Raw genomic sequence first — 20270 nt, 5'->3', positions numbered from 1 at the left:
CGCATGAGCGTGACGACGACCGAGGAATCGCTCGCGACGCGGATCGAGCAGGCGCTGCGTCATCGATTCTCCGAGAGGAGCGCCGCCGCAGAGCGGTACGGGAACGAATTCGTGGGGCTGTGGCGGGCCGCGGAGGAGCACGCCCTCGGCGGAAAGCTCATCCGCCCCCGGCTCCTCCTGGATCTGACGCACGCGTTGGCCCCCGCTCCCCTGACCGCCGATGAGACGCGCACGGCCATCGATGTCGCGGCCCATGTCGAACTTCTCCACTTCGCCTTCCTGCTGCACGACGATGTCATCGACGGCGATCTGATGCGACGACGGCGTCCCAATCTGATCGGTGCGCTCGTCGCCGAGCACGCGGCGCGACCGACCGAAGCCGCCCTGCACTGGGCCCGATCGAGCGCGATCCTGCTCGGAGACCTGCTCCTGTCTTCGGCGGTGCTGGGCTTCGCCCGAGCGGACGTGATGCCCGAAGCCCGCGATCGTCTGCTCGGCCTGCTCGAACAGACCATCTTCGAGACGGTGGCCGGCGAGCACGCCGACGTCGCCCTCAGCGACGGCATCATCGCCCCCGATCTGCGCACGATCCTCTCCACGAGCGCATACAAGACGTCGACATACTCCTTCGTGCTCCCGCTGCGCGCTGCGGCGGTGCTCGCCGCCTCGTCGGCTGCGACCGAGGAGTATCTCGCCATGATCGGGTTGCACCTCGGCCTCGCCTATCAGCTGCAGGATGACCTGCTCTCCGTGTTCGGAGACCCGGAAGAGCACGGCAAGGACCCGTTCTCGGATCTACGCGAAGGCAAGGAGACCGCGATCATCGCCTACGCCCGCATGACGAGCCAGTGGGACGACATCGAACTGCACTTCGGAAGACCGGATCTCAGCCCGACCGACGGTGCCGCTGCCCGTGATCGACTGCGCGAATGCGGCTCGGAGACCTTCGTCCGAGGCTTGGTGCAGGAGCACCTCGATGCCACGGACGCCGCACTCCTCGAAGCGGAAGCCGATGGTCTGCCCCCGGCGGCCGGACAGGTACTGCGCACCCTCGCCTCCCGAGTCGGAAGTCGCAGTCGATGAACGCGGACGCGGCTGATCGTCGGGACAGCACCGCCCTCCGGCGCTTCAACCGCACAGCGGAGATCGCGACGACCGATGTCATCCGCAGCTATTCGACGTCGTTCGGACTCGCGACCCGTCTTCTCGGACGCCGTCATCGCCAGCACGTCCGCAACATCTACGCGATGGTGCGCATCGCCGATGAGATCGTCGACGGCGTCGCCGCCGAAGCTGGTCTGGACGTGACCGCGCAATCCGCCGCGCTCGACTCCTACATCGCGGAGACGCATCGTTCGATGCGCAGCGGCTACAGCAGCGATCTCATCCTGCATGCGTTCGCGCGGACCGCGCGCGAGTGCGGGATCGGCGAGGACCTGACGCAGCCGTTCTTCGACTCGATGCGCGCAGACATCGACGAAGACGCCGGCTTCGCCGCCTATGACGTCGAAGCCCACGCGGCGTACGTCTACGGCTCCGCCGAAGTCGTCGGTCTCATGTGCCTGCGGGTGTTCCTCCGGGATACCGAACGTGCGCCCGAAGACCTCGCGACGCTGCGGCACGGCGCCCGTCAGCTCGGTGCGGCCTTCCAGAACGTGAACTTCCTGCGCGACCTCGCCGATGACACCGACCGCCTGCACCGCGGCTACCTCGGCGGCGCTGCGCGTCTGACCGATGCTGACCGGGACGCATGGGTGCAGACCGTGTTCCGGCAACTGGCCGACGCGCGTGACGCTATCCCCCTGCTGCCGAAGGACGCCCGCGCGGCGGTGCGCAGCGCCCTGGCTCTGTTCGCCGCTCTGACCCGCCGTGTGGCGCAGACCCCCGCCGACGTCCTCTACCGACGCCGGGTACGCGTTCCGGATCCGATCAAAGCCGCTCTCGCCGCGCGGTCCGTGTTCGTCACAGCGATGGAGCGGGACCGATGAGCCGGGTTGTGGTGATCGGTGCCGGAGTCGCCGGTCTCGCGACCGCGGGACTGCTCGCCCGGGACGGGCACGAGGTCGTGATCCTCGAGAAGAACGATCGCGTCGGTGGCCGCGCCGGGACGATCGAACGTGACGGCTTCCGTTTCGACTCCGGGCCGTCCTGGTATCTGATGCCCGAGGTCTTCGACCACTTCTTCGAGATGATGGGCACCACGACCGATGCGCAGCTCGATCTCATCCCCCTCGATCCGGGGTACCGGGTGTTCCGCGACCCGGATGCGGTCGGTGGCGGATCCGGTCCCGTGACCGTCCCCGCAGGACGCGATCAGGTCACTGGACTCTTCGAAGCGCTGGAGCCCGGCTCCACGGCGACGCTGGACGCCTACCTCGACTCCGCGCAGCATGCCGGAGCGATGGCGCAGAAGTACTTCCTCTACAACCCCTTCACGCGCATGCGTTCGCTCCTCGCCCCCGAGGTCCTCCGAGCACTGCCGCGCCTCTCCGCCCTGCTCGGAACACGCCTGCAGTCCTTCGCGGCCCGGCGCTTCACGCACCCCGTGGTCCGACAGATCCTGGGCTATCCCGCGGTGTTCCTCGGCACCGACCCGCGAAGCGCGCCGGCGATGTACCACCTGATGAGCGCCCTCGATCTCGACCAGGGAGTCAGCTATCCGCAGGGCGGCTTCTGGCGGGTGATCGAGCGGATCGAGGCGCTGGCGCGCGACGCGGGGGTCCGCATCGAGACCGGGGCGGAGGTCACCGGAATCCGCACCCAGGACGGCGGCGACGGTACCCACGTGACCGGCGTGGGCTGGGTCGACGCCTCCGGCTCCACGCACACGGAGAGCGCCGATGTGGTGGTCTCGGCGGCCGATCTGCACCACACCGAGACGGCGCTGCTTCCCCCCTCGCTGCAGACCTACCCCGAGTCGTGGTGGGCACGGCGCACCAGCGGACCGGGCGGCATCCTCGTGATGCTCGGGGTTCGCGGCACACTCCCCGAGCTGCCGCACCACTCCCTGTTCTTCACCGACGACTGGGACGCGAACTTCGACGCGATCTTCGGTGCCACGCCGACCGTTCCCGAGCCGGCATCGATCTACGTGTGCCGGCCGAGCGCAACGGATCCCGACGTGGCCCCTGCCGGCAGCGAGAACCTATTCGTGCTGATCCCGGTCCCGGCGGACGTCGGTCTCGGACACGGCGGACCCGACGGAGCGGGATCGCCCGAGATCGAGCGCGCCGCGGATGCGGCGATCGATCAGATCGCGGCGTGGGCGGGGATCCCCGACCTCCGCGAACGCATCGTCGTGCGCGAGACGACCGGTCCCGCAGACTTCCGCGACGACTATCACTCCTGGCGCGGAGGAATGCTGGGGCCGGCGCACATCCTCTCGCAGAGCGCGATGTTCCGCGCGCAGAACACTTCTCGGCGCGTGCAGGGCCTCTTCTACGCGGGGGCCACCACCGCGCCCGGCGTCGGTGTCCCGATGTGCCTGATCAGTGCGGAGATCGTCCTCAAGCGCGTCCGCGGCGACCACTCCCCCGGCCCGCTCCCCGTTCCCGGCTCTTCCGCTGCCATGACGGAGGCGCCCTGATGGGCGTCGTGTATCTGGCGGCCCTCCTCCTGTCGCTGAGCTGCATGCTGCTGCTGGATTGGCGGTTCCGCCTCTTCTTCTGGCGCGACGCGGTGTCGGCCGCGGTCGTCACGGCCGTCGGCCTCGTCTTCTTCCTGCTCTGGGACGTGGCGGGCATCGCCAACGGGATCTTCTTCCGGGGCGAGGGCGCGATCGCGTCGGGTCTGCTCCTGGCCCCCGAGCTTCCCATCGAGGAACCCGTGTTCCTGGTGTTCCTCGTGGTGTGCACCATGGTGATCTACACCGGATCCGCCCGGGTCATCTCCCGACGCCGAGCGCGGCGGCGCGACGAGGCGGAGGCATCATGACCTACCTCCAGCTCTCCGCCTGCTTCGTGGCTGTCGCCACGTTGGGCGGAATCGGGCTCGCGCTCGCCTCCCGCACGCGCGGCCCGCGCCCGCTCGCCGTGCTGCTGACCGTGGTCGTGCTGTTCGTGCTCACCGCGGCGTTCGATACCGCGATGATCGCGAGCGGCCTGTTCCACTATGCGCAGGATCCGCTGCTCGGCGTGCACGTCGGCCTGGCTCCGATCGAGGACTTCGCCTATCCGCTCGCGGGGGCGCTGCTCCTCCCGGCCCTGTGGACCGCGATGCGTGCCCGGCGGCGGGCGCACGATCGTCGACCGATCGATGAGGAGACTTCACGATGAGCACCGCCGCAGCTCCGCCGAGCAGCATCGGACGAGACATCGCCCAGATCATCCTGTCGTCGCGTCCGATCAGCTGGATCAACACCGCCTTCCCCTTCGCCGCCGCCTACCTCCTCAGCACCCGCGAGATCGATCTGACATTCGTGATCGGCACGCTGTACTTCCTGATCCCCTACAACCTCGCGATGTACGGGATCAACGATGTCTTCGACTACGCCTCCGATCTGGCGAACCCGCGCAAGGGCGGCATCGAAGGGGCTCTCCTCGCCCCTCGCATCCATCGAGCGACGCTGTGGACGGCCGCGGCGACCAACATCCCTTTCCTGGTCTACCTCGTCGTGGTGGGAAACCCGGCGTCGTGGCTCTGGCTGACGGTCAGCGTGTTCGCGGTCATCGCCTACTCCGCGCCTGTCCTCCGATTCAAGGAGCGCCCGTTCCTGGATTCCGTCACCTCCAGTACGCACTTCGTGAGCCCCGCCATCGTCGGGCTCGCCCTGGCCGAGGCGCCCGTGACCGTCGGCGCGGCGATCACGCTCGGCGCCTTCTTCCTGTGGGGCATGGCCGCCCACGCCTTCGGAGCTGTGCAGGACATCGGCCCTGACCGGGAAGCCGGGATCTCGTCTATCGCGACGGTCATCGGCGCACGCGCGACGGTGCGACTGTCGGTGTCGCTGTGGGTGATCGCGGGGGCGGCGATGCTGCTGACCCCCTGGCCGGGCACGCTCGCCGCCGCCCTCGCGCTGCCCTACATCGTCAACGCGGCGCCGTGGTGGAACGTGACCGACGAGACCTCCGCCTCCACGAACCGCGCCTGGCGACGTTTCATCGCCCTGAACTACTTCGCCGGCTTCCTCGCGACGATGATCCTCATCCTCGCCTGGATCTCCTGACCCCCAGCTCCGCCCGAAAGGAACCCGATGTCCCGCCCCGATGCCACGCCGACCCCGCCCGCGAGGGAGCGTTCACGACGACACTCCTGGGTGCGGATCTTCCTCCCCGTGGCGCTGATCCTCGTCTGGCTGGTGGGTGCCTCACTCGGAGGGCCCCTGTTCGGCAAGGTCGACGAGGTGTCCTCCAACGAGCAGACGACCTACCTCCCCGAATCGGCGGATGCCACCCAGGTGCAGAAGCTTCTCGGGGAGTTCAACGACAGCGACTCCATCCCGGCGATCGCCGTGTTCACGTCCGACGACGCGCTCACGGCGTCGGAGATCGACGCGATCTCCGACGCCGTCGCGAATGCGCCGAAGGTGGAAGGCGTCGGCGACGAGGTCTCTCCGGCGCTCCCCTCCGATGACGGGCAGGCGGTGCAGGCGTTCATCCCGATCGACGCCGATGCCGAGCTCGCGGACGTGACGACGGCTCTCGGCGAGGAACTGCGCGACGCGGTCCCCGACGGGGTCACCGTGTACATCACAGGACCCGCCGGCTTCAGCGCCGACCTGGTGGCCGGTTTCGCCGGCATCGACGGGCTGCTCCTCGGCGTCGCCCTCCTCGCGGTCCTCGTCATCCTGGTGCTGGTCTACCGATCGTTCCTCCTGCCACTCGTCGTGCTGTCGACGAGCCTGTTCGCCCTCTGCGTCGCTCTGCTCGTGGTGTGGTGGCTGGCGAAGTTCGAGGTGCTGCTGCTCAGCGGTCAGACACAGGGGATCCTCTTCATCCTCGTGATCGGCGCCGCCACCGATTACGCGCTGCTGTTCGTCGCGCGTTTCCGCGAGGAGCTGCGCATCGCGCAGGACAAGGGAACGGCGGTCATGGCGGCATGGAAGGGCTCGGTCGAACCGATCGTCGCGTCGGGCGGCACCGTGATCGCCGGACTCCTCTGTCTGCTGCTCAGCGATCTGAAGTCGAACAGCACCCTGGGGCCGGTCGCGGCGATCGGCATCGTGTTCGCGATGCTCTCGGCTCTCACCCTGTTGCCGTCGCTGCTGCTGCTCTTCGGCCGCGCGGTGTTCTGGCCGCGACGCCCCCGCTTCGAACCGGAGGTCGTCGCCGCCGAGCACGGCATGCGCACGACGGGCCTGTGGGCACGTCTCGCCGGCCTCATCAAGCGCCGCCCACGGGTGATCTGGATCGTGACGACGCTCGTGCTCCTGGCCGGGGCGGCGGGCATCACCCAGCTCGACGCCGATGGCGTGCCGCAGTCCGACCTGGTGCTCGGCGCGTCGGAGGCCCGTGACGGACAGGTCGCGCTCGGCGAGCACTTCCCCGGTGGATCCGGAAGCCCCGTATACGTGGTGGTGAAGGAGGATCGGCTGCAGGATGCGGCTGACGTCCTGCTCGCGAACGACGGTGTCGACGGGGTCTCCGTGACGGCCGCCGATTCGCCCAGCGGCAGCGCCCCCGTCACCGAGGACGGCATCTCGGCGATCGGAGCACCCGGCACGCCCGCACCCGAGCCGACGACGGTCGACGGAGAGGTGCTCCTGCAGGGCACCCTGACCGATGCCGCCGACTCCGCCGCCGCCGCGTCGACCGTGCGCGAGCTGCGTGGCGAACTCGACGGCATGGGCGCGCTCGTAGGCGGTGTCACGGCCACGTCGATCGACACGAACGATGCATCGATCCACGACCGGAACCTCATCATCCCGGTGATCCTCGTGGTGATCATGTTCATCCTGATGCTGCTGCTGCGGTCGATCCTCGCACCGGTGCTGCTGATCCTCACGACGGTGCTGTCCTTCGGCACGGCGATGGGGGTCTCCGCCCTCGTCTTCAACGGGATCTTCGCGTTCCCTGGCGCCGACCCCGCGGTTCCGCTCTTCGGGTTCGTGTTCCTCGTCGCGCTCGGCATCGACTACAACATCTTCCTCATGACGCGCGTCCGTGAGGAGTCGAAGGCGCACGGGACGCGGGAGGGCATCCTGCGTGGGCTCTCGATCACGGGCGGGGTGATCACCTCGGCGGGTCTCGTCCTCGCCGCGACCTTCGCCGCACTGTCGGTGATCCCGATCCTCTTCCTCGTGCAGCTGGCCTTCATCGTGGCCTTCGGCGTGCTCCTCGACACCTTCGTCGTCCGCTCGCTGCTGGTTCCCGCCCTGACCTACGACATCGGCAAGGCCATCTGGTGGCCGTCGAAGCTGTGGCGGCGCGGAGAGGACTGAGACGTAGCGGCGTGCATCCGGTCGCTTAGACTGGGTGCACGCCCTCGTAGCTCAGGGGATAGAGCAGCCCTCTCCTAAAGGGCAGGTCGCAGGTTCGAATCCTGTCGCGGGCACGACGTCGAAGAGGGGCCATCCGAAGGGTGGCCCCTCTTCGACGTCTCAGGCGGCGAGCGCCAGGTAGGGCTCCCACCGTGGATCGCTGCGTTCGGTCCCCCGCACCGTCCAGGCGGTGCCGTGCGGAGGACGCGGAGTGAAGCGCAACTGCCAGCGCATCTCCTGCGGTGTGCGATCGCTCTTGACGTTGTTGCAACGGAGGCAGCAGGCGACAAGGTTCTCCCAGGAGTCCGCTCCCCCGCGCGAACGCGGCAGCACGTGATCGATCGTCGACGCCGCCTTGCCGCAGTAACCGCAGCGATGGTTGTCGCGGCGCAGCACACCGCGACGCGTGACCGGCACCCGCCTGCTCGTCGGAACGCGCACATAACGCGCCAGGATGATGACCGCCGGGCGATCGTAGACGCCGTGGGTGCCCCAGACGGGGTCTTCCTCCACACGTTCGATCACGGTCGCCTTGTCGTTCATCACCAGCACCAGGGCTCGTTTGAACGACACGATCGCGAGCGGTTCGTATCCGGCATTCAGGACCAGTGTGCGCATTCGTCATCCTCTCGATCCGCCGGGACGGCTTCCCGGCACTCTCGACTCACACGAGGTCGTGCAGGAGGCAGATCGAACGCGGGGACGAAAAAAGGCGCCGTCTAAAGACAGCGCCTTTCGCGCACGGCAACGCCGTGGCATCCCTGCGGGCTATGCAGAAGGACGTGACGACCGAGGGCATCCATGGTTCGGATGGTCGGTATTCGCTCCATCAGCCTCTCCCACCTGTACGACAACGGGATCAGGCTAACCCATCCCCCTGGGTGCAGGGCGAAACGGCGGGTGAATGGAAAGAGGCGTGTCCGGAAATCAGCCGGCGTTGACGGAGAGCCAGGACATCGGCTCGACGAGTCCGCCGTTGATCCAGACCTCGAAGTGGAGGTGGTTCGCGGTCGAGCGACCAGTGCTGCCGACGTAGCCGATCAGCTGTCCGGCGGAGACCGTCTGGCCGACCTGTACCTGACGCGAACCGTAGAGCATGTGGCCGTACGTGGTCTGCAGACGCTGGCCACCCACGACGCTGTCGAGCATCACGGCCACGCCGTAGCCGCCGATGCTCTCTGCGGAGGCGCGGACCACACCGGCGGCAGCCGCATAGATCGGGGTGCCGGCCGGGGCGAGCATGTCGGCACCGTTGTGCCCACCGCCCACGGTACGGCTGACGTTCCACGATCCCATCGGAAGCGGATAGCGCACCTCACCCGATCCCGGCGACGTGAGCGCGTAGCCCGCGGTGTTGAAGCGGGAGGAAGTCGATGCGGTGGAAGCGGCAGCGGCAGCGGCACGGGCGGCAGCAGCCTCTTCTGCCTTCTTCTTCGCGATCTCCTCGGGAGTCGTCGCACTGAACGTGCCGCGAGCGAGCGGCGCCGCGGTGGCCTGGGAGGCGACGACGAGCGACTGTGCGTCGACGGCAGCGAGCTGCTGCACGGTCGTCGGCGCGGCCTCGCTCGGCTTCGACGAGGCGAAAGCGGGCAGGGCGATGCCGGCGACGAGTGCGCCGACGGCCCCGAAGATGGCGATGGATCGGAGTGGCTTGACGGCCTTGCGAGCACTCACCCTCGCGCCGGTGCGGCGGGCGGGTACGCGGTCTTCAGATGTCTTCTTCGCGGGCGGTTCGATGTCTGCGGCCAAAACTTGGTCCTCCTGGGCCCTCACGCTGTTCGGGTCAGCGCTGGCTCGTCGGCACTCTGCTCTCGTGGCACGAATGTAGCTCGGGTACTTTGTGCGTTCCTGCCGTGAAGACGACGAGCCTGGAAGGCGATCTTCGCGGGTTCATCTCCAGCGGGCTTCTTCGCTGGCGACTTGACCGAGGCTACCGGAAGATAACGATCATGTCACCCTGGGAAACTGGCAATCCTCGCAGAAGCCCGCGACCCCCCGTCTGCGTGGCGGTGTCGCACCCGGATTCCTCGCGGGATCAGGCCGGTTCGCCCACCAGGAAGATGTGCGACGCCAGCTCCACCGGGAGCTCGAGGCCGTCTTCCTTGCCATCCATCTGGATGAGCACGTAACCCTCGCTGAAGCGGAAGTCGCCGTGCGCTCCGGGAACGACTCCCGCATCGCGCAGCTGCTCGAGAAGCTCGGGGTCGACCTGCGCGGGCTCGGCGAGACGACGGACCGTGCCCTCGACCGGTTCCCCCGCCGCATTGAGACGCTGGACGAGACCGATGACCCCCTCGTCGAAGGTGCGCGCCGGCACGTCGCCGAGCTGGTCGAGACCGGGGATCGGGTTGCCGTACGGCGATTCCGTCGGGTGTCCGAGCAGTTCGACCAGGCGACGTTCCACCTGCTCGCTCATCACGTGCTCCCACCGGCAGGCCTCTTCATGCACGAACGCCCAGTCGAGTCCGATCACGTCGGAGAGCAGACGCTCGGCGAGACGGTGCTTGCGCATCACGTCGACCGCCTTGCGACGGCCGGCGTCGGTGAGCTCGAGCGTGCGGTCTTCCGAGACGATGACGAGCCCGTCGCGCTCCATCCGACCGACGGTCTGCGACACAGTCGGCCCCGAGTGGCCGAGGCGCTCGGAGATGCGCGCGCGCAGCGGCACGATGTTCTCCTCCTCGAGTTCGAGGATGGTGCGGAGGTACATCTCCGTGGTGTCGATCAGGTCGGTCATGTGCAGGCCCTCCGAGGTTCTTAGGCAAGCCTACATTCCCGGACCGACATCGGACTCGCTGCGGTCCGGAGACATGCCGGGCGCCCCCTAGAATCGACGCATGGCGATCGAGATTCCCCGTGACCTCCTGCCCATCGACGGCCGCTTCGGCTGCGGTCCCTCGAAGGTGCGCCCTGCGCAGCTCGAGGCGCTGGTCACGTCGGGAGCCTCGATCCTGGGGACATCCCATCGACAGGCGCCCGTGAAGAACCTCGTCGGCAGCATCCGCGAGCAGCTCGCCGCTCTGTTCCGCATTCCCGAGGGATACGAGATCATCCTGGGCAACGGCGGATCGACAGCCTTCTGGGACGCTGCGGCCTTCGGCCTCATCGAGCAGCGCAGCCAGAACCTCGTCTTCGGCGAGTTCGGCGGGAAGTTCGCCGCTTCCGCAGGCGCCCCCTGGCTCGAGGCGCCCGATGTGCGCAAAGCCGAGCCCGGTTCGCTCACCGTCGCCGAGGTCGTGGAGGGCGTGGATGTGTACGCCTGGCCGCACAACGAGACCTCGACCGGCGTCGCCGCTCCGATCCAGCGCATAGCCGCCGACGGCGCCCTGACCGTCATCGATGCGACGAGTGCCGCGGGAGGCATCGACTTCGACTCCGCTCAGGCCGACGTGTACTACTTCGCGCCGCAGAAGAACCTCGGCTCCGACGGCGGCCTGTGGTTCGCCGCGGTCTCGCCGGCTGCCGTCGAGCGCATCGAGCGCATCGCGGCATCGGGTCGCTACATCCCGGAGTTCCTGAGCCTGAAGAACGCGGTCGACAACTCGCGCCTCAACCAGACGCTGAACACCCCCGCGCTCACGACCCTGCACCTCCTCGACAACCAGCTCCGCTGGATCCTCGACAACGGCGGGCTCGGCTGGGCGGCCGCACGCACCTCCGAGTCGTCTTCGGTTCTGTACGACTGGGCCGAGGTGTCTTCGGTCGCCACGCCCTTCGTCACGGACGCGTCGCACCGCTCCCCCGTGGTCGCGACGATCGACTTCGACGACAGCATCGACGCCGCGGCGATCGCCAAGGCCCTCCGCGCCAACGGCATCGTCGACACGGAGCCGTATCGGAAGCTCGGGCGCAACCAGCTGCGGGTGGCGACGTTCGTCTCGATCGAGCCGGATGACGTGCGCCAGCTGACCCGATCGATCGAGTATGTCCTGGAGAACCTGGGCGCCTGAGCGCCCGGCGTCACTCCTCCTCGTCGACCTCGCCGGCGTCCTCATCGAGGGCGTCGGCGTCGTCGTCGGACTCTTCGTCTTCCGACTCTTCGTCGTCGGCGGCGCCCTCATCGAGTTCGTCGATGTCGACGCCGTCCAGGTCGCCGGCGTGCAGGATGTCGGCCTCACCGTCGTCATCGTCATCGTCATCGTCGAGGTCGTCGTCCTCGAGGACACCGTCCCCGTCGGCGTCGAGCGCTTCCTCGCCGGCTGCGTCGTCCCCGGCGGCGGCGGCCGCCTCGGCGAGTTCGACCTGATGCGCGCGGTACTCGGCGAGACGCTCGGCCCACGGCACCCACTCCGGGGCCAGGAGAGCGCCGTCACCGGGAAGGAGCTCGACCTCTAGTACCGTCGGTTCCTCGCCTTCGACGCGAGCGACGGTCACCGTCCAGTACCACCCCGGGTAGCCGGCGAGCCGGTTCTCGAAGCGCAGCGACACCGACCCGTCGTCCTCGGCGAGATATCCGGCGGCGGGGCCGACGGTGGACGCCGGAGTGATCTCGGCCAGCGCGGCCAGCGCGAGATCATGGGCGTCGAGGAGACGCGCGTCGGCGTCAGGCTTCGAGGTCATCAGCGACCTTGCGCAGGACGGCCGCGATCTTGCGACCCTGAGCGGAGGAGGGGTAGCGTCCACGGCGCAGATCCCCGCCGATGCCGTCGAGGAGCTTCACGAGGTCCTCGACGATGATGGCCATGTCGTCAGCCGGCTTGCGCTTGGCCTTCGAGAGGCTGGGCGGCGCTTCGAGCACACGTACCGACAGCGCCTGCAGCCCGCGCTTGCCGTCGGCCACGCCGAACTCCACGCGCGCACCGGCCTTCACCGCGGTGCCGGCAGGCATCGCGGAGGCGTGCAGGAAGACGTCCTGGCCGTCATCGCTGGCGATGAAGCCGAAACCCTTGTCTTCGTCGTAGAACCTGACCTTGCCGGTGGGCATGGGAGAACCTCGCTGAGATCGATATGCAGAACAGTGGACGCGCTCGTGCGCGTGTCCCCAGCCTACCGGTCGCGGCGCGCGCAGAGCAGAAGCCTCAGTGCGAGTAGGCTGATGCGGATGAGCACGCAGAACTCGGAACCGGAGGTTCCCATCCGCCGGCTGGATCGCATCCTGGCGTTCACCGCGCTCGGAATCGCCGCCGCGTCGGTGGTGTGCTTCTTCGCGATCATCATCGGCACGGCGCTCGGGATGGGGCAGGCCGCATTCGGCGAGGGTATCTGGCCCGTGATCGCCGCGATCCCCTATTGGGGACTGCCGGTGGCGTTCCTCATGATCATCACGCTCCTGACGATGAGCTTCATCCGGAAGGGCCGCGCGTCGTCGCGTTCCTGAGGCCACGCCCATGAGCACTCACGCGCGACCGCTGGCCGATTGGCTGGCGGCGGCGCGCGACGAAGACCTCCTCCGCCTCTTCGCGGCACGGGCCGTGCGCGCCGACGCCCCGTGGCACGACTTCTTCGACGCCGCCGAGGCACTGCTCGATCCGGCGTCGCTGTCGCGTGTCCTGCCCGCGCTCACGGCATCCGAAGCGCGCGCGTTGCTCGACGCCGCGTCCGGCGGCGAAGCCGGGCAGGACCGGGAACAGCTGACGGCGCTCGCACTGCTCCGCCCGGACGGCACCCCCTATCCACCGGTCGTGACCGCGATCGCCGGGCGCTCGATCCCCCTCCCGCCCGCCGCGGCACCGGCGTCTCCGTCCTCGGAGACCGCCGCGGCGCACGCGGCCGAGCGCGCCTTCACGACAGTCGCCGTCCTCGCCGACCTGCTCCTGATCGCGAGGGAGAGCCCCTTCGCCCTCCTCACCGGCGGCGGCGTCAGCGCGGGTGAGAAGCGCCAGCTGGCGGAGGCCGGCGTCCCCACCGAGATCGTCGACACCCTCGCCGTGATCGCCCTCCAGGCCGGGCTCGCCGTGTCCGCAGACCGGCGGCTGCGATCGAGCCAGTCCGCAGAGGAATGGCTGCGTTCGTCGGCAGCGGACCGATGGGCTGTCTTGGTCACCGCGTTCCGGGACGCCCTTCCCCGTGGTGTCCGTTCCGCAGGCGGCGGATGGGTTCCTCCGGAGGCCTGGCCATTCGCCCACCCCTGGGATCCCACCTGGGCCGAGCGTGCGCACGTCCTGCAGGATGCGGCCGCGCTCCTCGGCCTGATCGCCGAAGACGGCACCGAACCCGCATGGGCGGTGAGCCTGCGACGCGGAGGCGACGCGGAGGCCGAGGCTCTCGCGCGACTGCTGCCGGCCGAGGTCGATCGCATCTTCCTGCAGAACGACCTGACCGCGATCGCACCGGGTCCGCTGCAGCCGGCGCTGGATGTGCGGCTGCGCACGATCGCCGCCCGTGAGTCCGCGGCCCAGGCGTCGTCGTACCGTTTCACCTCCGAGTCCGTGGCGCACGCGTTCGTCGCCGGCGAGACCGAGGCGTCGATCCTCGATTTCCTCACCTCCGTCTCCCTCACGGGAATCCCGCAGCCCCTCGGCTACCTGATCGCGCAGACAGCGCAGCGTCACGGATTGGTCCGCGTCTCGACGGACGACGAGACCGGCCGCACGCGGATCGAGAGCTCCGACGCTCACCTCATCCAGGCGATGGCGGTGGACCAGTCGCTGCGTCCGCTGGCCCTGTCGGCGCATCTCGATTCCCTGACCACACGCGTCGGACGCGACACGGTGTACTGGGCTCTCACGGACGCGCGGTACCCCGCGACGCTCGTCGGCCCCGACGGATCCCTCCTGGTGCGGGAGCGCCACCCCGCTCCCCCTGCCCCCGCTCCGAGCGGAGACTCCACAGACCTCATGCCGCTGATCACGCGGCTCCGGTCCCACCAGGGGCCCGATGCCGACGCCGCGTGGCTCGACCGCGAGCTCGAAGCGGCCGTGCGGGCGAAGTCGGTCCTCGAAGTCACGGTGGGGATGCCGGACGGGTCCACCCGACAGCTCCTCCTGGAAGCGACCGGGATGGGCGGTGGCCGACTCCGCGGGCGCGACCGTGCAGCCGATGTCGAACGGACACTTCCTGTGTCGAGCATCCTCACAGCGACGATCGTCGCGTCATAGGCCTCGCACCCCGCACGACCGCTAAACTGGTGAGCTATGTCTGATGGCCCCCTGATCGTCCAGAGCGATCGCACCGTGCTGCTCGAAGTCGCCCATGCCGACGCCGAGAGTGCCCGGCATGAACTGGCGATCTTCGCCGAACTGGAACGGGCTCCCGAGCACATCCACACGTACCGGATCACGCGTCTGGGTCTGTGGAACGCCCGCGCCGCAGGGCACACCGCCGAGGACATGCTCGAGACTCTGGACCGCTGGTCGCGCTTCCCGGTGCCCCCCTCGGTTTCCGTCGATCTGCGCGAGACCGTCAACCGTTACGGGCGTCTGGTCATCGAACGCGATGAGGAGGGAACGCTCATCCTGCGCTCCTCCGACCCCGCGGTGCTGGCGCAGGTCGCGAACAACAAGCGCATCCAGCCGCTGCTCATCGGGCACCCGACACCGGAGACGTTCGTCGTCGATGCCTGGGCGCGCGGGCAGATCAAACAGGAGCTGTTGAAGATCGGCTGGCCCGCCGAAGACCTCGCCGGATACACCCCGGGCACCCCGCACGAGATCGACCTCGCCGAGGACGGCTGGCACATCCGTCCCTACCAGCAGGATGCCGTCGACGCCTTCGCGAAGGACGGATCGGGCGTGGTCGTGCTGCCCTGCGGTGCCGGCAAGACGATCGTGGGCGCCGGCGCGATGGCCGCGACCAAGACGACGACGCTGATCCTCGTCACGAACACGGTGTCGGCGCGGCAGTGGCGCGACGAACTGCTCAAGCGCACCAGTCTGACCCCCGAGGAGATCGGCGAGTACTCGGGCCAGGCGAAAGAGGTCAAGCCCGTCACCATCGCGACGTACCAGATCCTCACCGCGAAGCGCAAAGGCGAGTACGCCCACCTGGCGTTGCTCGACGCGCTCGACTGGGGGCTCATCGTGTACGACGAGGTCCACCTGCTCCCCGCGCCGGTTTTCAAGCTGACCGCCGACTTGCAGGCGCGCCGCCGCATCGGCCTCACCGCCACCCTCGTGCGCGAGGACGGTCGCGAGGGCGACGTCTTCAGCCTGATCGGCCCGAAGCGCTTCGACGCCCCCTGGAAGCAGATCGAAGCGCAGGGCTTCATCTCCCCCGCCGCCTGCTACGAGGTGCGCGTCGATCTGCCGCCGGACGACCGGCTCGAGTACGCCGCGGCGACCGACGATGAGCGGTATCGTCTCGCGGCGTCCGCCCCGGCGAAGGTCCAGGCCGTGCGCGAGCTCATCGCGAAGCACGAGGGCGAACGCATCCTCGTGATCGGGCAGTACCTCGATCAGCTCGAGTCGCTCTCCGAGGCTCTGAACGCCCCGCAGATCACCGGCGCGACCCCGGTCGACGAGCGCGAAGAGCTCTACCGTGCGTTCCGTGAAGGCGACATCTCGCTGCTCGTGGTGTCGAAGGTGGCGAACTTCTCGATCGACCTCCCCGAGGCTTCCGTCGCGATCCAGGTGTCCGGGTCGTTCGGATCGCGTCAGGAGGAAGCCCAGCGTCTGGGCCGCCTGCTGCGCCCGAAGCAGTCGGGCCACACCGCGAGCTTCTACACCCTCGTGGCCCGCGACACCATCGACCAGGACTACGCCCAGAACCGTCAGCGCTTCCTGGCCGAGCAGGGCTACAGCTACACGATCATGGACTCGGACGCGATCGCCGCCTGACCTCGGGAGATCATGCTCCGGTGGTGTGGCCGTGCAGTACGCCGCCCAGTCGATGGGTTCCGAGCACTCCAGCCGGCGCTGATGCGGCCCGGGCCGTGCGTGCGATCCCGAGCCTTGCAGCCCAGCGGTCGGCGAGCAGGGCGTAGACGACCATGGCCAGTGCCGAGGCGAGCAGGTCGACGGCCGTCCCCGAAGTCGCGTTGGCATCGACCAGCGTGACGGATCCGAGCAGGAAGATGAGCACGTTGTTGACGATGTGCAGAGAGATCGCGGCTTCGAGTCCCCCCGTACGCCAGGTCAGCCAGGCGGCGACGATCGCGAACATGCCCACGCTCGCCGCACCCCAGATGTCGTAGCCGTGACCGAGCACGAACAGCGGCACGGGCAGCAGGATCGCGAAGGCGGGATGACGGAGCCAGCTCCCGACCAACTGCATCAGGTATCCGCGGAACACATACTCCTCCGCGGCGGCTTGAAAAGGGATGAGCAGCAGCACGAGCAGCACCATCGTCCAGAGCCCGGGGTGGGAGAAGTCCGCGACGACCGCATCGCCGCTCAGGGCCGACCAACCCAGCACCGCAACGAAGTAGACGGCGAACACGGCGAGCGCCAGCAACAGGCTCTTTCCGAGCCACCCCATCCGCAGCCGTCCGGTGACCGACGACAGCAGCCCCACACCGCGACCCTCCACCATGCGCGAGGCCAGCAGCAGTGCGGGGATCATCAGGATCAGCGGCAGCACCAGTGCGACGAGCAGCCACGGCCGGTCGAGGTCGAAGAACTGCGAGGTGGTGAGGAGCGTCTGCGATTCGACACCCCACCCGGGGACGAACATCGACACGATGGCCAACGGCACGATCACGATCACGAGGATCGCGACGTAGAGGGCGATGCCGACGAGTCCGGTCAGCAGCATGCGCCACCAGCGATACCGCGGACGCAGATGCGCCAGCCGATGATAGGCGACCTGATCGACATCAGGCGCGTCCGGCAGGGTGACGGGGCTTCCGGGGGCTTCAGGGCTTCCGGGGGCGACGGTGACGTCCTCGTTCCAGCTCATGCATCGATCCTCCCCCGTGCACCTGTGCGGCGCATCCACCCCCGGGACGATCTCGCTCCTACGGACTGTGCACACAGCATCGGAGGATGCGTGCGCACGCTTCCCGAAGGGGCGACTCCACGCCGTTCCGCACAATAGTCAGCATCCCCATGGCCGAAGTCACCATAATGGGGACATGACTGCTCCGCGCATCCTGGTCGTCGACGACGAACCCAACATCCGCGACCTGCTCTCCACGGGTCTCAGCTTCGCCGGATTCCAGGTGAAGACGGTCGCCAACGGCGCCGCCACGATCTCGGCCGTCCTCGAAGAGGAACCCGACCTCATCATCCTGGACGTCATGCTGCCCGACATGAACGGGTTCAGCGTGACCAAGCGCCTCCGCGGTGCGGGATTCACGGCGCCCATCCTGTTCCTCACGGCGAAGGACGGCACCGAGGACAAGATCGAGGGACTCAACGCCGGTGGCGACGACTACGTCACCAAGCCCTTCAGCCTCGACGAGATCGTCGCCAGGGCTCAGGCCATCCTCCGCCGTACGATGCAGGCCGACGAGGAGTCGATCATCCGCGCCGGCGAGCTGTCCATGGACCAGGACACGCACGACGTTCATGTCGGCAAGGAACCGATCGAGCTGAGCCCGACCGAGTTCAAGCTGCTGCGCTACCTGATGCTCAACCCCAACCGCGTGCTGTCGAAGGCGCAGATCCTCGACCACGTGTGGGAGTACGACTTCAACGGTGACGCCGGCATCGTCGAGAGTTACATCTCCTACCTGCGTCGCAAGATCGACCCGCACACCGAGGAGTCGCTCATCCAGACCAAGCGCGGCTTCGGCTACATGCTGAAGGTCGGCAAGACGGTCTGACGACCACCGCACCACCAACGACGCCGCCTCGCGGCGCAGCCGCCGCACCGGGGAGGACCGCATGGCGCACAAGCCCGATGCGGTCACCGGCTGGTGGCGGCGCATCAGCCTTCGGGCCAAGGTCACCGGCGTCACGGTGGCGGTGCTGGCGCTCGGGCTGCTCGTCGCGGGTATCGGCACGGTGCCGATCCTGCGCAACGCCCTGGTCGCGAACATCGATGCCCAGTTGCCCGCCCTGGTCTCGAGCGATCTCGTCGACCGCTACTTCGACACGGTGACGGTCGACGGCGTCACCACCTACAGCCCGCGCGATGAGCAGCCTCGAGACTTCTCCTTCGCGATCTACGATGCGACGGGTGAACTCCGCGCCACGGCACGAGGCACTTCAGGCCAGGCGCCTCTCTTCCCCTCGCAGTACTCGCTCGCGAAGGCGACCGCCAACACGGATCAGATCCCGCTCGAGATGACGGGAGCCGAAGGCGAGCTGTTCCACGCGGCGGTCGCCGTCGTCCCCTCGGAAGGCGGTGTCCTGCGCATCCAGTTGGTCGCTCTTCCTCTCGCACCCGCCGATCGCATCATCAGCCAGTACTTCGGCATCTACATCTCGATCGCCCTGATCACGATCCTGATCGCCGCGCTGCTGACGCGCGGGCTCGTGACCCTCACGTTCCGCAGGCTCGGTCAGGTCGAGGCCACCGCCATGTCGATCGCGGCCGGCGACTTCCGGCAGCGGCTGACCGACCTCGAGCCGACCACCGAGGTCGGACGGCTGAACACCGCCATCAACACGATGCTCGACCGGGTCGATCGCTCGCTCGCACAGCGGGACCGCACCGTGCAGCACATGCGGCGCTTCATCGGCGATGCGAGCCACGAGCTGCGCACCCCCCTGGTGAGCGTGCGCGGCTACGCGGAGCTCTACCGCATGGGCGCGATCAAGGGCGAGGAGGACACGGCGCGGGCCATGGAGCGCATCGAGAAGGAAGCGATCAGGATGGGGGTCCTGGTGGAGGACCTCCTCGCTCTCGCCCGGCTCGACGAGGAGCGCGAACCGGAGATCGTCCCCCTCGACCTACGGCCGATCGCGCGGGATGCAGCGCTCGATCTGCGTGCCGCGGCCCCCGGCCGGACCGTGACGGTGATCGACCGCACCGCGGACAGCAAGACCGCGGTACCTTTGCACGAGATCCCACCGCTCCAACCACCGCAGCCGCCGACGCCGCGAGGCCTCTCCCGAGCCACGCTCTCGCGTCTTCGCCGACGCCCTCGGCAGCCGGACCAGACTCCCGCGATCGACTTCACCGAAGTTCCCGATCTGCCCGTGCGCACCCCGCCGATCGTGCTCGGCGAAGAGAACAAGGTCCGCCAGGTCGTCACGAATCTCCTGGGCAATGCGCGCCGCTTCTCCCCCGAGGACGGGCCGATCGAGATCGTGGTCGACTCCGACCGGGCGGCCGGCACCGCGAGCATCGCGATCGTCGATCACGGCGAGGGCATCCCGCCGCAGATCCGGGAGCAGATCTTCGAACGCTTCTGGCGTGCCGACACCTCCCGCGCGCGGGAGACCGGAGGCTCCGGCCTCGGACTCGCGATCGTCGCGTCGATCCTGAAAGCGCTCCACGGCGGCGTCGATGTATCGGAGACTCCGGGTGGGGGTGCGACGTTCACTGTGACTCTCCCGCTCGCACCGGCGCGCGCCACGCCTGCGCATCTCCTCGAAGACACGCAGCCTCTGGATCGACTCGACCTGCCGTAGCGGCCGTTCCGACGCCGGGCGCTTTCTGCACCGCCTGCCCGGCTGCCCCGTTGCTCACAGCGCACGGGATGACAGCGACCCGGAGAGGATAAGGACGCCGACGCTCGCTTAGCCTCGGAACCCCTACGAGAAGGAGTTCCCATGTCTGTCTTCACCGTCGACACCGAGGCCGTCTACGCGGCCCACGGCGCCACCCGCGCAACGATCGAGCGCTTGCAGGGCGAGTCCGCAACTCTGATGGCGCAGCTCCGACAGCTGCAGTCGACGTGGTCCGGCACGGCATCCCATGCTTTCCAGACGTGCGCCGAGCAGTGGCAGGGCGCGCAGCTCCATGTGGAGCAGGTGCTCGAATCGATCGGAACGTCGCTCGGCGCGGTCGCGACCCAGTACGCAGACGCCGATCAGTACTCGGCCAGCCTGTTCCGCTGACGCACACGCATATCGACGCAGAACGC

Annotated in this window: 19 protein-coding genes, 1 tRNA gene and 1 pseudogene; 15 read left to right on the top strand and 6 right to left on the bottom strand. The window is 68.4% G+C overall.

The window, feature by feature from the left end; all coding sequences use genetic code 11:
- Nucleotides 1–3: 3 nt before the first annotated feature.
- The 8 genes and pseudogenes from ACLFA2_RS14000 to ACLFA2_RS13965 all read left to right on the top strand — a co-directional run bounded on the left by ACLFA2_RS14000 (nt 4) and on the right by ACLFA2_RS13965 (nt 7491).
- Nucleotides 4–1083 (top strand): polyprenyl synthetase family protein, encoded by a 1080-nt coding sequence (locus ACLFA2_RS14000; protein ID WP_426621492.1) that lies wholly within the window; start codon nt 4–6, stop codon nt 1081–1083.
- Nucleotides 1080–1988 carry a phytoene/squalene synthase family protein gene (locus ACLFA2_RS13995; RefSeq protein WP_167255757.1) on the top strand — a complete coding sequence of 303 codons (909 nt, stop codon included), beginning with the start codon at nt 1080–1082 and terminating at the stop codon, nt 1986–1988. The genes ACLFA2_RS14000 and ACLFA2_RS13995 overlap by 4 nt, the downstream gene beginning before the upstream one ends.
- Nucleotides 1910–3586 (top strand): annotated as a pseudogene (crtI, locus tag ACLFA2_RS13990) (phytoene desaturase family protein); the annotation flags it as partial. The gene ACLFA2_RS13995 and the pseudogene crtI, both read left to right, overlap by 79 nt.
- Nucleotides 3586–3933, top strand: coding sequence for a lycopene cyclase domain-containing protein (locus ACLFA2_RS13985; RefSeq protein ID WP_021200001.1), 348 nt, complete (start codon nt 3586–3588; stop codon nt 3931–3933). The pseudogene crtI and the gene ACLFA2_RS13985, both read left to right, overlap by 1 nt.
- Nucleotides 3930–4274 (top strand): lycopene cyclase domain-containing protein, encoded by a 345-nt coding sequence (locus ACLFA2_RS13980; protein WP_021200002.1) that lies wholly within the window; start codon nt 3930–3932, stop codon nt 4272–4274. Before ACLFA2_RS13985 ends, ACLFA2_RS13980 begins: the two co-directional genes overlap by 4 nt.
- Nucleotides 4271–5164, top strand: coding sequence for a prenyltransferase (locus tag ACLFA2_RS13975; RefSeq protein WP_021200003.1), 894 nt, complete (start codon nt 4271–4273; stop codon nt 5162–5164). The genes ACLFA2_RS13980 and ACLFA2_RS13975 overlap by 4 nt, the downstream gene beginning before the upstream one ends.
- 27 nt (nt 5165–5191) lie before the next feature.
- Nucleotides 5192–7378, top strand: a complete 2187-nt coding sequence (locus ACLFA2_RS13970; protein ID WP_167255755.1) for an MMPL family transporter — start codon at nt 5192–5194, stop codon at nt 7376–7378.
- A gap of 40 nt (nt 7379–7418) precedes the next feature.
- Nucleotides 7419–7491, top strand: a tRNA-Arg gene (locus ACLFA2_RS13965).
- Nucleotides 7492–7537: 46 nt separating this feature from the next.
- Here ACLFA2_RS13965 and ACLFA2_RS13960 read toward each other — a convergent pair.
- The 3 genes from ACLFA2_RS13960 to ACLFA2_RS13950 form a co-directional block, all read right to left on the bottom strand.
- Complete coding sequence (locus tag ACLFA2_RS13960) at nt 7538–8035, bottom strand: HNH endonuclease (RefSeq protein WP_029258662.1); 498 nt, start codon at nt 8033–8035, stop codon at nt 7538–7540.
- Between the two features lie 309 nt (nt 8036–8344).
- The gene (locus ACLFA2_RS13955) at nt 8345–9091 is read right to left on the bottom strand and encodes a M23 family metallopeptidase (protein WP_036271506.1); all 747 of its coding nucleotides are present in this window, start codon (nt 9089–9091) and stop codon (nt 8345–8347) included.
- A 361-nt stretch (nt 9092–9452) separates the two neighbouring features.
- Nucleotides 9453–10154, bottom strand: coding sequence for a metal-dependent transcriptional regulator (locus tag ACLFA2_RS13950; protein ID WP_021200007.1), 702 nt, complete (start codon nt 10152–10154; stop codon nt 9453–9455).
- Nucleotides 10155–10254: 100 nt separating this feature from the next.
- On the opposite strand from ACLFA2_RS13950, the gene serC reads away from it, so the two are divergent.
- A complete protein-coding gene (serC, locus tag ACLFA2_RS13945; protein WP_426621491.1) occupies nt 10255–11367 on the top strand; it encodes a phosphoserine transaminase in 1113 nt (370 codons plus the stop codon).
- 10 nt (nt 11368–11377) lie between these two features.
- On the opposite strand, the gene ACLFA2_RS13940 is transcribed toward serC, so the two are convergent.
- Both ACLFA2_RS13940 and ACLFA2_RS13935 read right to left on the bottom strand, forming a co-directional pair.
- On the bottom strand, nt 11378–11977 hold the full coding sequence (locus ACLFA2_RS13940; RefSeq protein WP_426621490.1) for a DUF3027 domain-containing protein: 600 nt from the start codon (nt 11975–11977) through the stop codon (nt 11378–11380).
- Nucleotides 11961–12341, bottom strand: coding sequence for a cold-shock protein (locus ACLFA2_RS13935; RefSeq protein ID WP_021200010.1), 381 nt, complete (start codon nt 12339–12341; stop codon nt 11961–11963). Before ACLFA2_RS13935 ends, ACLFA2_RS13940 begins: the two co-directional genes overlap by 17 nt.
- 117 nt (nt 12342–12458) lie before the next feature.
- On the opposite strand from ACLFA2_RS13935, the gene ACLFA2_RS13930 reads away from it, so the two are divergent.
- From ACLFA2_RS13930 to ACLFA2_RS13920, 3 genes are read left to right on the top strand one after another with little or no spacing between them, the layout of a single operon-like run.
- Nucleotides 12459–12734 (top strand): hypothetical protein, encoded by a 276-nt coding sequence (locus ACLFA2_RS13930; protein ID WP_021200011.1) that lies wholly within the window; start codon nt 12459–12461, stop codon nt 12732–12734.
- A 10-nt stretch (nt 12735–12744) separates the two neighbouring features.
- Nucleotides 12745–14454 (top strand): helicase-associated domain-containing protein, encoded by a 1710-nt coding sequence (locus ACLFA2_RS13925; protein WP_426621489.1) that lies wholly within the window; start codon nt 12745–12747, stop codon nt 14452–14454.
- 36 nt (nt 14455–14490) lie between these two features.
- Entirely contained in the window at nt 14491–16131 is a 1641-nt protein-coding gene (locus ACLFA2_RS13920; RefSeq protein ID WP_292762336.1) for a DNA repair helicase XPB, read from the top strand.
- Between the two features lie 10 nt (nt 16132–16141).
- Here ACLFA2_RS13920 and ACLFA2_RS13915 read toward each other — a convergent pair whose 3' ends face one another.
- Nucleotides 16142–17191, bottom strand: a complete 1050-nt coding sequence (locus ACLFA2_RS13915) for a CPBP family intramembrane glutamic endopeptidase (protein WP_426621488.1) — start codon at nt 17189–17191, stop codon at nt 16142–16144.
- A gap of 175 nt (nt 17192–17366) precedes the next feature.
- Here ACLFA2_RS13915 and ACLFA2_RS13910 point away from each other — a divergent pair, with 175 nt between their 5' ends.
- From ACLFA2_RS13910 to ACLFA2_RS13900, 3 genes are all read left to right on the top strand, one after another.
- Nucleotides 17367–18059 carry a response regulator transcription factor gene (locus tag ACLFA2_RS13910; RefSeq protein WP_021199050.1) on the top strand — a complete coding sequence of 231 codons (693 nt, stop codon included), beginning with the start codon at nt 17367–17369 and terminating at the stop codon, nt 18057–18059.
- A gap of 61 nt (nt 18060–18120) precedes the next feature.
- Nucleotides 18121–19815, top strand: coding sequence for a sensor histidine kinase (locus ACLFA2_RS13905; RefSeq protein ID WP_021199051.1), 1695 nt, complete (start codon nt 18121–18123; stop codon nt 19813–19815).
- A gap of 141 nt (nt 19816–19956) precedes the next feature.
- On the top strand, nt 19957–20244 hold the full coding sequence (locus ACLFA2_RS13900) for a WXG100 family type VII secretion target (protein ID WP_021199052.1): 288 nt from the start codon (nt 19957–19959) through the stop codon (nt 20242–20244).
- Nucleotides 20245–20270: the final 26 nt, after the last annotated feature.

Source organism: Microbacterium sp. As-52 (genome assembly GCF_049949185.1).
GTDB lineage: Bacteria > Actinomycetota > Actinomycetes > Actinomycetales > Microbacteriaceae > Microbacterium > Microbacterium maritypicum_A.
Note: the sequence above shows the minus strand (reverse complement) of the source record. Positions and strands in the feature narration are given on the sequence as shown.

Coding starts and splice junctions, on each gene's coding strand:
- ACLFA2_RS14000 (WP_426621492.1), top strand. CDS start 4: ATGAGCGTGACGACGACCGAGGAATCGCTCGCGACGCGGATCGAGCAG.
- ACLFA2_RS13995 (WP_167255757.1), top strand. CDS start 1,080: ATGAACGCGGACGCGGCTGATCGTCGGGACAGCACCGCCCTCCGGCGC.
- ACLFA2_RS13985 (WP_021200001.1), top strand. CDS start 3,586: ATGGGCGTCGTGTATCTGGCGGCCCTCCTCCTGTCGCTGAGCTGCATG.
- ACLFA2_RS13980 (WP_021200002.1), top strand. CDS start 3,930: ATGACCTACCTCCAGCTCTCCGCCTGCTTCGTGGCTGTCGCCACGTTG.
- ACLFA2_RS13975 (WP_021200003.1), top strand. CDS start 4,271: ATGAGCACCGCCGCAGCTCCGCCGAGCAGCATCGGACGAGACATCGCC.
- ACLFA2_RS13970 (WP_167255755.1), top strand. CDS start 5,192: ATGTCCCGCCCCGATGCCACGCCGACCCCGCCCGCGAGGGAGCGTTCA.
- ACLFA2_RS13960 (WP_029258662.1), bottom strand. CDS start 8,035: ATGCGCACACTGGTCCTGAATGCCGGATACGAACCGCTCGCGATCGTG.
- ACLFA2_RS13950 (WP_021200007.1), bottom strand. CDS start 10,154: ATGACCGACCTGATCGACACCACGGAGATGTACCTCCGCACCATCCTC.
- serC (WP_426621491.1), top strand. CDS start 10,255: ATGGCGATCGAGATTCCCCGTGACCTCCTGCCCATCGACGGCCGCTTC.
- ACLFA2_RS13940 (WP_426621490.1), bottom strand. CDS start 11,977: ATGACCTCGAAGCCTGACGCCGACGCGCGTCTCCTCGACGCCCATGAT.
- ACLFA2_RS13935 (WP_021200010.1), bottom strand. CDS start 12,341: ATGCCCACCGGCAAGGTCAGGTTCTACGACGAAGACAAGGGTTTCGGC.
- ACLFA2_RS13930 (WP_021200011.1), top strand. CDS start 12,459: ATGAGCACGCAGAACTCGGAACCGGAGGTTCCCATCCGCCGGCTGGAT.
- ACLFA2_RS13925 (WP_426621489.1), top strand. CDS start 12,745: ATGAGCACTCACGCGCGACCGCTGGCCGATTGGCTGGCGGCGGCGCGC.
- ACLFA2_RS13920 (WP_292762336.1), top strand. CDS start 14,491: ATGTCTGATGGCCCCCTGATCGTCCAGAGCGATCGCACCGTGCTGCTC.
- ACLFA2_RS13915 (WP_426621488.1), bottom strand. CDS start 17,191: ATGAGCTGGAACGAGGACGTCACCGTCGCCCCCGGAAGCCCTGAAGCC.
- ACLFA2_RS13910 (WP_021199050.1), top strand. CDS start 17,367: ATGACTGCTCCGCGCATCCTGGTCGTCGACGACGAACCCAACATCCGC.
- ACLFA2_RS13905 (WP_021199051.1), top strand. CDS start 18,121: ATGGCGCACAAGCCCGATGCGGTCACCGGCTGGTGGCGGCGCATCAGC.
- ACLFA2_RS13900 (WP_021199052.1), top strand. CDS start 19,957: ATGTCTGTCTTCACCGTCGACACCGAGGCCGTCTACGCGGCCCACGGC.